Here is a 13,990-nt window from a genome sequence, read left to right as displayed (position 1 = left end):
CGACCGTCACGCCGCCCCTGCCCCCAGCGGTACCCGCCCCTCGGCCCCCCGGCAGCCTGAACATGCGCTGGCCGCCGAATGCTTTAGAATGGCGCCCCGCGACCCGTCACCGCAACGACGAAGTCGCATTTTTGTTTTCTGGCCCACCAGTTGTCTGCAGGATCACGGACGTTGTCGCAGTAACGCCCATCGGAGCTTCCATGCTTTTCGAAACCCTCGCCACTTCCGGCCACGAACAGGTCGTGTTCTGCCACAACCGCGATGCCGGCCTGAAAGCGATCATCGCCATCCACAACACCACCCTGGGCCCTGCCCTGGGCGGCGTGCGCATGCGCCCCTACGCCAACAGCGACGACGCCCTGCGCGACGTGCTGCGGCTGAGCCGCACCATGACCTACAAGAACGCGCTGGCCGGGCTGAACGTCGGCGGCGGCAAGGCGGTCATCATCGGCGACCCGCGCACCGACAAGAGCGAGGTGCTGTTCCGCGCCTTCGGCCGCCAGGTCGAGGCGCTGGGCGGGCGCTACATCACCGCCGAAGACGTCGGCAGCGACGTCAACGACATGGAGCAGATCTACCTGGAGACCGGCTATGTCACCGGCGTGCACCAGGTCCATGGCGGCTCCGGCGACCCGGCCCCGTTTACCGCCTACGGTGCGCTGCAGGCGCTGATGGCCTCGATCAACCGCAAGTTCGGCCACGAGGAAGTGGGCAAGGTCAGCATCGCCGTGCAGGGCCTGGGCCACATCGGCATGGAACTGGTGAAGCTGCTGCGCGAGCGCGGCGCCAAGCTCTACGTGACCGACCTGGACCCGGTGCTGGTGCAGCGCGCGGTCACCGAGTACGGCTGCGAGGCGATCAAGCCCGATGCCATCTACGACGTCGCCGCGGACGTGTTCGCGCCCTGCGCGATGGAAGGCGCCATCGGCATGGAGGAGCTGGACCGGCTCAAGGCCAAGGTCATCTGCGGTACCGCCAACAACCAGCTCGCCAGCCATGCGGTGGGCGACGAACTGCACCGGCGCGGGGTGCTGTGGGCGCCGGATTACGCGGTCAACGCCGGCGGCGTGATGAACGTGTCGCTGGAGATCGACGGCTACAACCGCGAGCGTGCCATGCGCCTGATCCGCAGCATCTACCACAACCTCGGGCGCATCTTCGACCAGTCCGAGCGCGATGGCGTCTCGCCACAGCGCGCGGCCGACCGCATCGCCGAGACCCGCATCGAGGCCATCGGCAAGCTGAAGATGCCGCTGGGCCGCGCCGCGCCGCGCATGAGCCGCCTGCGCGGCGAGTAGACACGGCACCCGGCCGGCACGAAAAAGGCGGGCGACCCGGTCGCCCGCCTTTTGCATGTCCGCTGCCGGCGGATCAGAACCCGCGCATGAACCGCAGCGACAGCTGCCGGTTGTCGCCGCGTCCGCCCAGGCGCTGGTCGTAGCCCAGCGACAGCTGCGCATCGCGCGCCAGCCAGGCATCGAGCGACACGCCGAACAATCCAGCGGCGCGCGCAGGTTGCAGGCCATACAGCGGCGCCCAGGCATCGATACCGGTGAAGCGTGCCTGCAGCGGCCCGGCACCGGCGGACAGCGCCTGCTGCCACTCGGCATAGCCGTTCAGCTCCAGCCCGCGCCAGCGGTAGCTGCCGCGCATGCCCGCCATGGCCCGCACCTGGCTGGAATGCCAGCCGCCGGCACTCAGCCCGAACCCGTAACCGCCCTGCTCCTGGAACGCGTCGCTGTCGATGCGGGCGTAGTCGGCGCCCAGGTACGGGGTGAACGCGCCCCGACCCAGGTCGAAGCGGTACCCGGCCTCGGCACTGCCGGACAGGAAACGGCCGTCGTAACGCGCCATCACCCCGGCACGTTCACCGCCCAGCAGCAGGCCGCGGTCCAGCTCACGCTGGAAGCCGCCAAAACCGATCTGCCCGAGCGCGTACGCCTGGCGCCACTGGCGCCCGGCATAGAACCGGGCCTGGGTCTGGCGGTCGCGGCCGCGGTCGCTGGCCTCGCCGCCGGCCAGTTGCGCCTGCATCTGCCCGAACGCGAAGCCCACCCGGGCATCGCCCATGCCGGTCTCGCGGCCCAGCATCCAGCCGCCCAGGCGGTAGTCGCCACCGGCGTAGCCGCCCTGCCCGCCGCCGCCCAGCGAACGCGACCAGGCCCCGTCGGCGCGGCTGCCGCCCTCGCCGAACTGCGCGGACAATGCCCGCCGGTTCATGTCGATGCTGTCGAAGGTCATCGCCAGCGCCAGCGCATGTGCTTCGCCGGTGAGGCTGCGCAGGCTCGCGCCCAGCCCATTGAAACCACCGCCACCCTGCTGCAGCGCGCTGGCTCCGGCCGCGAACGCACCCGCCCGCAGGCCGGCATCGCCATCGAGCAGCTCGAAGGCACGTTCCACCCGCTGCGCCGCGGCCAGCGTCGTCGCATCCATGCCGGCGGCACGCGCGGCCGCGGTCACGTTGACCCGCTGCAGGTCCAGCCACGCGTTGTGGCTGTCATAGCCGTAGCCGGCCTGCAGCAGCGCCACCCCGGCACTCTGGGTGGCGGCCGGCGCCGCGTCGAACTGCCCGTTGACGCCACCAGCGGCATGGATCAGGTCCTGCCGCGTGCCGTCCTGCGGCACGTAGCCGGCCACCACCCCGTTGACCAGCACCCCGCCCCCCTGCAGCGTGGCCGTGCCGGTCACCTGCAGGGCATTGATGCCCAGCGCGATCAGCAGCCGCGCACCGCTGCGCTGCAGGTAGTCGCCATCGATGGTGCTGCTGTTGCCGCCGCCGAGCATCACGATGCTGGCGCCGTTGTCCACGTTGCCCGTCACCCGGGTCGTGCCGCCCATGAACTGCAGGGCCGCACCCGTCGGGTCGGGCTGCGCCACGACAGTGACGCTGGAACGTATCGAGGCGCCATCGCGCAACGCCAGCGTGCCCTGCTCGATACGGGTAGCGCCGCCGTAGGTATTGGTGCCGGCCAGGGTCAGCGCACCGGGGCCGCGCTTTATCAGCCCGCCAGTGCCGCTGATGTCGTTGCTCCAGACCGACCCCAGCCCCAACTGGTTGACGCCCACCGCCACATCGCCCCAGTCGAACCGGGCCGGGCCTTTCACCGCCTTGCCGACGTTGAGCAGGCCGTAGCCGAACACCGCATCCGGGCCGGGATCGCCCAGGTCGGTGGCGGTGCCCAGCAGGGTCTGCCGCACCAGGTTGTTGTCGAAGTACGGGAAGGCCTGCCACACCAGCGCCGCCGCACCCGATACCAGCGGCGCGGCGTAGGAGGTGCCACTGCCGTAGTAGTAGGACAGGTTCGACGCCGTGGCATTGGGGCCGACGAAGGCGGACGTGCCCGGCGCCACCAGGCAGTAGTTCCTGGCTACGCCGCAGGCGTTGGAGTAATCGGCCAGGCGGCTGGGATTGGCCGTATCCAGCGCCGCCACCGCCAGCCAGCCGCGCTCCAGGTCGGCCGCCGGGCGCGAGCCGTTCTCCCCCGGCTGGCTCGGCAGCGCGGCCATGTCGCTGGGATTGGCGCGCGATTCGTTGCCGGTGGCGAACACCACCAGCCCGTCGTTGCCGACGATGAACGGGCGGTACTCGGCGGCGATCTGCGCCGTCACCGTCGGCCGCGTCCAGTACAGCCCGCCCCAGGAGTTGTTCATGATGCGCACGCCGGCACGGATCAGGTCGTCATGGACGCCGCTCATCCCCAGCCCACCGGTGACCTCGTTGCCCTGCCCGGACCCGTCGTCCTTGGGCCGCTCGTCGTTGATGATGCGCGCCGAGACGATCTGCGCGCCCGGCGCGATGCCACCGGGCCATTGCCCGGCGGCGGCACCGGCGGCCAGCTGCGCCACCGTGGTGCCATGGCCGACCACGTCGTCCACCGCCAGATTGTTGCGGCGCGGATCCACGTAGCTGAAATTGGCCACCACCCGCCCGGCCAGCGTGGGATGGTTGCGCATCACGCCCGAATCGACCACGCCGATGCGGATGCCGGCACCGGTGAAGCCGGCCGCCTGCGCGGCCCTGGCGTTGGTCAGCGCCAGATGCGCGTCCATTGCCGGCTGCGGTGTGGTCGTGGTCGGCGGCGGCGAGGTCGGCGGCGGATTGGGCGACGGTGGCGGGCTCGACTTGCTGCCACCACCGCCACCGCATGCGGCCAGCGCCAATGCCATCGAAGCGGCCAGTGCGTTGTAGCCCCTGAACGTGCTGCGCATCCCCTCTCCCCCATGACTGGCCGGACACCGGAATCCCGTCGGGTAGTGCCACCTGCCGGCCATGCGGTGGCTCACCTTCTATACTGCAACGACAAACCGCTGTCTGCCGGGATGTGCCGTTGGTCCAATGGGCACCCCGCCGGCGGCTTTCGATAATCGTTGCAGGATACAACCGAGACCGCACATGTCCGACATCGTCATCGCCGCCGCAAAGCGCACCGCCATCGGCTCCTTCCTCGGCCAGTTCAACGGCGTCCCCACCCCGACCCTCGGCGCCACGGCGATCCGTGCGGCCATGGAACAGTCCGGCGTCGCCGCCGCCGATGTTTCCGAAGTGATCATGGGCTGCGTACTGCCGGCCAACCTGGGCCAGGCACCGGCGCGCCAGGCGTCGCTCGCTGCCGGCCTGCCCGCCAGCACCGGCTGCACCACGCTCAACAAGGTGTGCGGCTCGGGCATGAAAGCGATCATGCTGGGGCACGACCTGATCAAGGCCGGCTCGGCCAGCATCGTCGTCGCCGGCGGCATGGAGTCCATGTCCAATGCGCCGCACATGATCCCCAACTCGCGCACCGGCAACCGCTACGGCAACTTCCAGGCGGTGGACCACATGGCCTGGGACGGCCTGACCAACCCCTACGACGGCCAGGCCATGGGCGTGTTCGCCGAAGGCACCGTCGCCAAGTTCGGCTTCACCCGCGAAGAGCAGGACGCCTACGCCATCGAGTCGGTCAGGCGCGCGCAGGCCGCGCAGGCCGCGGGCGCGTTCAAGGATGAGATCGTTCCGGTCAAGGTCGCCACCCGCAAGGGCGAGGTCGAGGTTGACCAGGACGAACAGCCGGGCAAGTCCGACATCGCCAAGATCCCGACCCTGAGGCCGGCCTTCAAGAAGGATGGCAGCGTCACCGCCGCCAGTTCCTCCAGCATCTCCGACGGCGCCGCCGCCGTGGTGCTGATGGACGCCGGCGAAGCCGCGCGTCGCGGCGTGCAGCCGTTGGCCCGGATCGTCGCCCACGCCACCTTCGCGCAGGAGCCGGAGTGGTTCACCACCGCGCCGATCGGCGCGGTCAGGCAGGTGCTGGACAAGGCCGGCTGGCAGATCGGCGACGTGGATCTGTTCGAGATCAACGAAGCCTTCGCGGTGGTGGCGATGGCTCCGATCCGCGAGCTGGGCATCGCGCATGACAAGCTCAACGTCAACGGTGGCGCCTGCGCGCTGGGCCATCCGATCGGCGCTTCGGGCGCGCGCCTGGTGGTCACGCTGGTCAACGCGTTGCGCAGCCGTGGCCTCAAGCGTGGCATCGCCTCCCTCTGCATCGGCGGCGGCGAAGCAACTGCCATCGCCATCGAATTGATTTGATTGGGCTTAATGCCTTTTTTACAAAAATGAATGCGCGGTCGCTTGACAGTCCAAATGGGCTTGTCATCATGTTTAAGGCGCGCAATGGCGCGTTGCCTAATCTAACGACGAGGATTCACACAATGAGCATCAACAAGCTGCTGATCGCGATGGCCCTGGGCCTGGCCCTGGCCGCCTGCTCGAAGCAGGAAGCTGCCCAGGACGCCGCTGCTTCGGCCAACGAAGCCGCCACCGACGCCCAGGCCGCCGCTGACCAGGCTGCTGCCGCCGGCGCCGAAACCGCCGACGCCGCCCAGGCTGCTGCCGACACCGCCGCCACCGCTGCTGACGCCGCTGGTGACGCCGCTGCCGCCGCTGCTGGCGCCGCCACCGACGCCGCTGCCGGCGCCGCTGCCGACACCGCCAAGGCTGCTGAAGATGTGGCCGACAAGGCCAAGGACGCTGCCGAAGAAGCCAAGAAGTAATAACTTCTGCTTCGACGCAAGTCAGAAAAGCCGCTGGTTCGCCAGCGGCTTTTTTTTGTCTCCTCTCCCAGCTCCAGCGTGCGCATGCGGTGCGGGCGCGCTGGCCGCAGGCCCGCGCAGTTGCTGCATGAGGCACCGGCGGCGTTGACGCAATCTGAATCCGCCTCGCCCTACGCTGCGCGCGTCGTCCCCCAAACCAGGAGAACGCGATGAAGCTGTTTGTCCCGCTGCTGGCCGGCAGCCTGATGCTGGCCCTGTCCGCCTGCAACGACCCCAATGCCGAACAGGCCAAGCGCGATGCCGAAGCCGCGGCCGACCACGCTGCCGAAGCCGCGCGCAACGCCGGTGAATCGGCGTCCGACGCCGCCCGCAATGCCGCCGACCGCGCTGCCGACGCCACCCGCGAGGCGGCCGCCAGGTCGGAGCAGGCACTGGACCGCGCGGCCAATGCGACCAGCGCCGCGGCGGACGATGCCTCGGTAGCGGCCAAGGAGGCCGCGGCCAATGCCAGCGCGGCGACCGCGGACGCCGCACAGAAGGTCGCCGACGAAGCGCACGACGCGGCCGAGAAGGCCCGCCAGAAGGCCGACGACGCCAAGCACTGACCGGGTAGCCTCGTCTCGATCGCGCAGCCGCCCCCGCCGGGCGGCTGCGCGGTCCCCGCGGTGGCGGCGACACGGCCCCTCTGCGGATCCACGGCCGCCGCGCTTGCGGCCGACAAGGTGGCCGACAAGGTGGCCGTGGCGGTATCAGCGCGAGGGCACGGCCCGTTCCAGGATGTCGCTGAACGCCACCGACGCGTCCAGCATGCCGTAGGCCGGGGGCATGGGCGCCGCCAGCCGCGCGGCGATGAACGCCGCCGCCACCGGGCTGCCGGCACGCAGCAACGTGGCGGCCTGCAGCAGGATCGCCAGCGAGGCGGCCATGCGTCGCGCCATGGCCTCGGCGACCACCTCGCCCTCGCCTGTCGGCGGCAACGCATCGAACGCGGCATCGTAGGCGGCATCATGTCCACGCGCCTGCTCCAGTTCGTGCAGCAGCACCTGCCGCGACTGCGGTTCGCGCGCCAGCGCGCGCAGCACATCCAGGCACTGCACGTTGCCACTGCCTTCCCAGATCGAATTGAGCGGCGCCTGCCGGTACAGGCGCGGCAGCATCGATTCCTCGACGTAGCCGGCGCCACCCAGGCACTCCTGCGCTTCGTTGACGAAGCCCGCCGCCCGCCGGCAGAGCCAGAACTTGCCCAGCGCCGTGGCCACGCGTGCGAACGCTGCTTCCGCCGGGTCGCGGGCGGCCGCATCCACCGCGCGCGCCACGCGCATCGCCAGCGCGGTGGACGCCTCCGACTCCAGCGCCAGGTCCGCCAGTACGTTGGCCATCAGCGGCTGCTCGACCAGGCGCCGGCCGAACGCGCGGCGGTGCCGCGCATGATGCAGTGCCTGGGCCAGCGCCATGCGCATTTCCGCCGCCGCGCCGAGCATGCAGTCCAGCCGCGTCAGCATCACCATCTCGATGATGGTCGCCACGCCATGCCCTTCGGCACCGATGCGCCTTGCCCACGCGCCGCAGAACTCGACCTCGCTGGAGGCGTTGGCCCAGTCGCCGAGCTTGTCCTTCAGCCGCATCAGCCGGAAGGCGTTGCGCGCGCCGTCGGGCAGCCGCCGTGGCATCAGGAAGCAGCTCAGTCCGCCGGGGGCCTGCGCCAGTACCAGCCAGGCGTCGGACATGGGCGCGGACAGGAACCACTTGTGCCCGACCAGGGCGTACTCGCCCTCGCCCGCCAGCGGGGTCGCGCAGGTGCGGTTGCTGCGCACGTCCGAGCCGCCCTGCTTCTCGGTCATGCCCATGCCCACGGTGATGCCGGCCTTGCCGGCGATCGGTACGTCGCGCGGGTCGTAGTGCGGTGCGGCGGCCTTGGCCGCCCACTCGGCCAGCGCCGGCTCGCGGCGCAGCACCGGCACCGCGGCGTGGGTCATGGTCAGCGGGCAACTGCTGCCGGCTTCCGCCTGGTGGTGCAGGAAACTCAACGCGGCACGCGCGACGTGCGCACCGGCCTGTGGTGGCTGCCGCCACGACAGCCCGGCCACGCCGTGCACCTTGGCCTGTTCCATCAGGCGATGCCAGGCGGGGTGGAAATCCACGGTATCCACGCGCAGGCCCTGCGCATCGTGGGTGCGCAGCAGCGGCCTGTACCGGTTGGCATCGAAACCGAGCCGGTACAGTTCGCCGCCGGCCAGCGCGCCATAGTCATCCAGCAGCGTGGCGAACGCCTCGCCGCCTTCGCGCGCGACCGCTTCGCGCAGCACGCGGTCGTCGCGCCACAGGTTGCACTCGGGAAACGGCGGCGGCTGGTTGAATACCACGTGGGTTTCGAACGGCGCTGCATCGGTGTTCATGGCCGGCCCCTGCGCACGGGAGGATGCCGCCCATTCTGCCGCACCGCGCCGGCGGCGACGGCGCGGCGTGCGGCGGCCCCGGCTCAGTCGTCGCCGGCAAGCGCGCGCACGAACTCCGGCGCCAGCGGCAGCGCGCCGAACACACCCTGCTGGGTGCCGCTGAGCACACGCAGCATGTGCCCGCGCCCGCCCGGCATGCGTCCCAGCGGCCTGAACAGGAGGTCGCGCGCATGCGCGATCCAGTCGCGGTCGGACTGGAACAGCGGCGTCAGCCAGCGGCTCCAGAACTGGTACAGGCGCACATGCGCCTGGCGCATGGCCTGGTAGTGCGCCAACGCCGCATCGACATCGGCCTGGCCGCGCAGTGCGTCGCGCAGGGCCAGGGCGTCGAGCAGGGCCATGTTCACGCCCTGCCCGAGCTGCGGGCTCATCGAATGCGCGGCGTCGCCGGCCAGCACCAGGCGACCGCGGTACCAGCGGTCCATCACCGCGTCGCGGTAGCTGGCCCGCGCCAGTTGCGACGGCAGGGTGATGTCCTGCAGGCGCTGTCGCGCCTGTGGCCACAGCTGCCCGATCTCGTCGAGCCAGGGTTCGAGCCCGGCCCGCTCCCAGGCACTGAAGCCGTCGCCGGGCAGGCTCCAGAAGAAGCTCAACCGCGGCACCGTGTCGCCGGGGCGCGTACCCACCGGCAGCAGGCCGATCATCCGCCGCGCCGCCACGTAGCGCTGGCGCAGTTCGTCGGCGAACGGCCAGTCGCCCGCGGGCAGCAGGCACCACAGCGCCCCCCACGGGTACGGGCGGTCCAGCCGCGTGCCGCGCACCTGCGCGCGCAGCGCCGACGCGGCGCCGTCGGTGGCGACCACCAGGTCGAATGGCCCGTGCCATTGCCCGTGCTGGTCGCGTACCCGGCGCAGGCTGTCGTCGATGGCGCCGATGCAGCGGTCCACGTGCAGCGCGTCGCCGTGCTCCCAGGCCGCGTCCAGCAGCGAGAACAGCGCCCCGCGCTGCATGCCGACCCCGTGCAGGCGCGCATCCAGCCCGGCGTAGCGCATGTCCATCACCGCGCGGCCGCAGGGCGTCTCGCCGTACAGGCGGCGCACCACCGCGCCATGGGCCAGCACCTGCGGCAGCAGGCCCATCCGCCACAGCACCTGCAAGCCACTGGGCTGCAGCAGGAAGCCCGCGCCTACCGGCCCGGGCCGCGGCGCGCGCTCGAACACCTGCACGCGGTGGCCGTCGCGCGACAGCAGCACGGCCAGCGACTGGCCGGCCGTGCCGTAACCGACGATGGCGATATCCAATGACCTGTCCATTGCGTTTCCCGGGGCCGGCGGCCTAAAAAAAAACCCCGCCTCGGCGGGGTTTTTCCGGCACAGCCGAGTGGATCACTCGACCGGCGTGATATTGGAAGCCTGGGCGCCCTTCGGGCCCTGGGTCACGTCATAGCTGACGCGCTGTCCTTCCTGCAGGCTGCGGAAACCCTTGGAATTGATCGCGGAGAAGTGCGCGAAGACATCGGCGCTGCCGTCCTCCGGTGAGATGAAGCCAAATCCCTTGGCGTCGTTGAACCACTTGACGGTACCGTTCGGCATGGTGATGCGAGACCTTGTTCGATGAATGGATTGATGCACGCTGAATGAAGCGCACTCGCTGAGTATGCAAAGCTTGGGCCGGGATGACAATCACCCCCGGGCCAGTTCCCCCACCAGGGCCGGCAGCCCCGCCGACGCCGCGGCGACGTTGGCCAGCACTTCGTCCATGGTGATCTCGGCCGCGTCGCCGCAGCCCGCCGCCCAGTTGGCGACGATCGCCAGGCAGGCGTAATCCAGCCCCAGCTCGCGCGCCAGCCCGGCCTCGGGCATGCCGGTCATGCCGACCAGGTCGCAGCCGTCGCGGCGCATCCGCGCGATTTCGGCGATGGTCTCCAGCCGCGGCCCCTGGGTCGCGCCATAGCAGCCGCCGTCATGCACCGCGACGCCGCGCGCACGCGCCGCGGCCAGCACCTGGGCGCGCAGCGCTGGCGTGTACGGGTGGCCGAAATCCACGTGCAGCACCTCGCTGCCCTCTTCCTCGCACAGCGTCGAGATCCGCCCCCAGGTGTAGTCGATCAGCTGGTCCGGGCAGGCCAGGACGCGCGGGCCGAAGTCGTCGCCAATGCCGCCGACGGTGTTCAGCGCGAGCACGCGGGTGGCGCCCAGCTGCTTCAGCGCGGCCAGGTTGGCGCGGTAATTGACCTTGTGCGGCGGGATCGAATGCCCTTCGCCATGGCGGGCCAGGAACGCCACCCGGCGCCCATCCAGCCGGCCGATGCGCACCGGGCCGGACGGCGCCCCGTAGCGGGTCTGGACCTCATGGGTCTGGACGTCGTCCAGCGCGGCAAGCTTGTAGACACCGGTGCCGCCGATCACGGCCAGTGCGATATCGTCCATCGTTGTTTCCTGGTGTTCTGTTCGCAGTCGAAGGCGACGCGGGGCGCGGCCCGGTCATCCTAGCGGCCGATGGCCGGCACCCGCCAGCGCCGTGTGCCCCGGAAGCTGGCCGGGGCCCGGGGTGCATGGCAGGCGGGAGACGGGGCCCACGGTTCGCGGCGCGGACCGTGGGCGGCAGCGCGAGGCGATCGCGCGTGCCGGCCGATGCCCGGCCTTGCTGTTACTGTTTCATCGCGTAGATCGCCGGCAGCGAGCGCAGCGATTCGCTTACGTCCATGCCGAAGCCGAACACGAAGCGGTCGGGCAGTTCGATGCCCGCGTAGTCGGCCTTGACGCCGTCCAGGCAGCGGTCGTGCTTCTTGACCGTGAGCACCGCGATGCGGACGTCGGTGGCGCCCTGCTCAAGGCACCAGTCGCGCACGCCCTGCAGGGTGAAACCCTCGTCGAGGATGTCGTCCACCAGCAGCACGCGGCGGCCGAACAGCGAGGACACCGGGCGGTGCTTCCAGACCAGCTCGCCACCACTCTCGCCGTGGTAGCGCGAGGCCTGCATGTAGTCGAACTGCGCGTCCTGGCCGCGCGCGCCCAGTTCCAGCGCCAGCTGGCCGGCAAACGGCAGCGCGCCGTTCATGATCGACAGGAACACCGGGACCTCGCCCTTGTAGTCGCGCGCGATGGCGTCGGCGATGCCGGCGATGGCCTTGTCGATGGCGGGGCGATCGACCAGCAGGTCGGCCTGGGCCACGGCTTGTTCGAGAGTGAGTTTGGACATCAGGCGGTTCTTCCAAGAGTTTCGAGCAGACGGGTTCGGGTGTCGCCGTGGCGGGCGTCGGCCAGCAGGCCGCCCCAGCCCATGGCACCGTGGGCGATCAGGCCCAGCAGCGCGGCGGTGTTGAGGCTGCGGCCGGCCACGGCCTGCAGCGATTCTTCGACCAGCTCCGGGTGGCAGACCAGCACCACGTCGCAGCCGGCGTCCAGGTGGGCACGGACCCGGGCGCTGACGCCACCGGCGGCGGACGAGGCCGCCATGCCGATGTCGTCGGAAAACACCACGCCGCGGAAGCCCATCTTTTCGCGCAGGATCTGGTTGATCCAGCGCGGCGAACAGCCGGCCGGTTGCGGCGCCACCTGCGGGTAGACCACGTGGGCCATCATCACCGCATCGGCGCCGGCCTGGATGCCGGCGCGGAACGGCAGCAGATCCTGCGCCTCCAGCTCGTGCAGCGGGCGCGGGTCGATGGCGGTGTCATGGTGGGTGTCCTCGCGCACCGTGCCGTGGCCCGGGAAGTGCTTGAGCGTGGCGGCCATGCCGGCCGCGTGCATGCCGCGCACGTAGGCCTGCGCCAGCGCCGCCACGACCGGCGGGTCTTCGGCGAAGGCGCGGCTGCCGATGGCCAGGTTGCCGCGCCCCAGGTCCACCACCGGGGCGAAGCTCAGGTCCAGCCCGGTAGCGCGGATTTCGCTGGCCATCAGCCAGGCATGCTGTTCGGCCAGCGCCAGCGCCGCGTCCGGGTCGGTGGCGTGCAGCCGGCCGAAGCCCTCCAGCGGCGGCAGTTCGGTGAAGCCGGCGTGGAAGCGCTGCACGCGGCCGCCTTCCTGGTCCACCGCCACCAGCAGCGGACGCGCGGTGGCGGCGCGGATCGCCGCGGTCAGCTCGACCACCTGGTCGCGCGAGGCGAAATTACGCTTGAACAGCACCACGCCGGCCACGGCGTCATGCTGCAGCCAATCGTGTTCCTGTGCGGTCAGGGTGGTACCGGCGACGCCGATCAGAAGCATGTGCGGATTCCCATACGGCCAAGCGTGGCATTGTCGCAGATGGCGCCCGCCACGTCAGACGCTGCAGCCGTCCGCGCCGCAGGCCGGTTCATCGTTGCCGGCGACCGGCGCCGGCGCCAGCTCGGCGGCGACCTTCTCCAGCACCTGCGCGAACACCTCCGGCGGCTGCGCGCCCTGCACCGCGTAGCGGCCGTTGATGACGAAGGTCGGCACCGACTGGATGCCCAGTGCCTGCGCCTGTCCCAGCCCGGCGCGGACCTCGGCCAGCCCTTCATCCGAGGCCAGCAGGGCCTCGACGCGCGCGGCCGCAATGCCGCCAGCGGCGGCGGCCGCGGCCAGTACCTCCGGGTCGGCCAGGTTGCGGCCCTGTTCGAAATGGGCGCGGAACAGCGCTTCGCCGACCGCCTCCTGTACCCCCTCGCGCCCGGCCAGCCACAGCAGGCGGTGCGCCGGCAGCGTGGTCACCCGGACCTGGCCACGGTCGAAATCCATCGGCAGGCCTTCGGCGCGGGCGGTGGACTGGGTCTGCGCCAGCATCTGCGCGGTGCGCTCGGCGCCGCCGAACTTGGCCGCGTAGGCCTCGCGCAGCGGCACCGGGGTGGTGTCGGCGTCCGGATCCAGCAGGAACGGGTGCCAGCGCACCTCCACCTGCGGGGCCTTGTCGCCCATCAGTTCCAGCGCGCGCTGGAAACGATGCTTGCCGATCCAGCACCAGGGGCAGACCACGTCGGACCAGATGTCGATGCGCATGGGGATTCCTTAGTTTCGATGGGGGTTCAGGCGCGCTCGTCCGCATCCCACCGGGTATAGGGATGCGAGGCCAGCGCGAGGTTGTAGTAACGGGACTGGTCGGTCACTTCGGTACCGGCCCAGTCGGGCTTGTCGACGGGCTGTCCGGCATGCTGCAGCTCCACCTCGGCCACCACCAGCCCGGCGTTGTCGCCGAGGAACTCGTCCACCTCCCACAGCAGCCCGCCATGCCTGACCAGGTGGCGGCGCTTGTCGATCAGGCCGCCGACGCACAGCGCCAGCAGCGCGCGCGCCTCGTCCACCGGAATCGGGTAGTCGAACTCCTGGCGGGTATGCCCAAGCTCGCGCGACTTGATGTTCAGGTACGCCGCGTCGCCCTGGATGCGCACCCGCACCGAGGCCTTCTGCGCGCCGCTGTCCATCGCCGCCATGTCATTGATGTAGCCCTGCGCCATCGGGATGACGGCGTGCGCGGCGGCGCGCCAGCCGTCGTCGGTGACTAGGAACTTGCGCTCGATCTCGATACCCATCCGGAACCTCGCAGGTGTGGATCCCTCACGGAATCAACGCACGTCCATGTGCGCGTATTCGACTGGTGCGGAT

General features: G+C 70.7%; 13 protein-coding genes. 4 read left to right on the top strand and 9 right to left on the bottom strand.

The annotated features are described in order from the left end of the window. The first annotated feature begins 200 nt into the window (after positions 1–200). Positions 201–1,298 (top strand): Glu/Leu/Phe/Val dehydrogenase dimerization domain-containing protein, encoded by a 1,098-nt coding sequence (locus tag QQA12_RS05830; protein WP_054664416.1) that lies wholly within the window; start codon positions 201–203, stop codon positions 1,296–1,298. 73 nt (positions 1,299–1,371) lie between these two features. Here QQA12_RS05830 and QQA12_RS05825 read toward each other — a convergent pair whose 3' ends face one another. Further along, positions 1,372–4,209 (bottom strand): autotransporter serine protease, encoded by a 2,838-nt coding sequence (locus QQA12_RS05825; protein WP_226050062.1) that lies wholly within the window; start codon positions 4,207–4,209, stop codon positions 1,372–1,374. 184 nt (positions 4,210–4,393) lie between these two features. On the opposite strand from QQA12_RS05825, the gene QQA12_RS05820 reads away from it, so the two are divergent. The 3 genes from QQA12_RS05820 to QQA12_RS05810 all read left to right on the top strand — a co-directional run bounded on the left by QQA12_RS05820 (position 4,394) and on the right by QQA12_RS05810 (position 6,638). After that, entirely contained in the window at positions 4,394–5,569 is a 1,176-nt protein-coding gene (locus QQA12_RS05820; protein ID WP_054664411.1) for a thiolase family protein, read from the top strand. 122 nt (positions 5,570–5,691) lie between these two features. Further along, complete coding sequence (locus QQA12_RS05815) at positions 5,692–6,033, top strand: hypothetical protein (RefSeq protein WP_054664409.1); 342 nt, start codon at positions 5,692–5,694, stop codon at positions 6,031–6,033. Between the two features lie 209 nt (positions 6,034–6,242). Next, positions 6,243–6,638, top strand: a complete 396-nt coding sequence (locus QQA12_RS05810) for a hypothetical protein (RefSeq protein WP_226050063.1) — start codon at positions 6,243–6,245, stop codon at positions 6,636–6,638. 144 nt (positions 6,639–6,782) lie between these two features. Here QQA12_RS05810 and QQA12_RS05805 read toward each other — a convergent pair whose 3' ends face one another. From QQA12_RS05805 to QQA12_RS05770, 8 genes are all read right to left on the bottom strand, one after another. Further along, entirely contained in the window at positions 6,783–8,429 is a 1,647-nt protein-coding gene (locus QQA12_RS05805; RefSeq protein WP_226050064.1) for an acyl-CoA dehydrogenase family protein, read from the bottom strand. An 83-nt stretch (positions 8,430–8,512) separates the two neighbouring features. Then, positions 8,513–9,742 (bottom strand): NAD(P)/FAD-dependent oxidoreductase, encoded by a 1,230-nt coding sequence (locus tag QQA12_RS05800; protein ID WP_226050065.1) that lies wholly within the window; start codon positions 9,740–9,742, stop codon positions 8,513–8,515. Between the two features lie 72 nt (positions 9,743–9,814). Further along, positions 9,815–10,021 carry a cold-shock protein gene (locus tag QQA12_RS05795; protein ID WP_003488188.1) on the bottom strand — a complete coding sequence of 69 codons (207 nt, stop codon included), beginning with the start codon at positions 10,019–10,021 and terminating at the stop codon, positions 9,815–9,817. A 90-nt stretch (positions 10,022–10,111) separates the two neighbouring features. After that, on the bottom strand, positions 10,112–10,858 hold the full coding sequence (locus QQA12_RS05790) for an S-methyl-5'-thioinosine phosphorylase (RefSeq protein WP_054664377.1): 747 nt from the start codon (positions 10,856–10,858) through the stop codon (positions 10,112–10,114). 220 nt (positions 10,859–11,078) lie between these two features. Then, positions 11,079–11,630: a hypoxanthine-guanine phosphoribosyltransferase gene (locus tag QQA12_RS05785; protein WP_054664375.1), complete on the bottom strand. Its 552-nt coding sequence runs from the start codon at positions 11,628–11,630 to the stop codon at positions 11,079–11,081. Next, positions 11,630–12,637: a beta-N-acetylhexosaminidase gene (gene nagZ / locus QQA12_RS05780; protein WP_226050066.1), complete on the bottom strand. Its 1,008-nt coding sequence runs from the start codon at positions 12,635–12,637 to the stop codon at positions 11,630–11,632. Before nagZ ends, QQA12_RS05785 begins: the two co-directional genes overlap by 1 nt. A gap of 54 nt (positions 12,638–12,691) precedes the next feature. Next, positions 12,692–13,387: a DsbA family oxidoreductase gene (locus tag QQA12_RS05775; protein ID WP_182333934.1), complete on the bottom strand. Its 696-nt coding sequence runs from the start codon at positions 13,385–13,387 to the stop codon at positions 12,692–12,694. Positions 13,388–13,413: 26 nt separating this feature from the next. Further along, on the bottom strand, positions 13,414–13,917 hold the full coding sequence (locus tag QQA12_RS05770; RefSeq protein WP_054664368.1) for a CYTH domain-containing protein: 504 nt from the start codon (positions 13,915–13,917) through the stop codon (positions 13,414–13,416). Positions 13,918–13,990: the final 73 nt, after the last annotated feature.

It is taken from the genome of Stenotrophomonas sp. 17(2023), assembly GCF_030345315.1.
Taxonomy (GTDB): Bacteria; Pseudomonadota; Gammaproteobacteria; order Xanthomonadales; family Xanthomonadaceae; genus Stenotrophomonas; species Stenotrophomonas acidaminiphila.
This window is presented reverse-complemented; position numbering and strand designations above follow the sequence as displayed.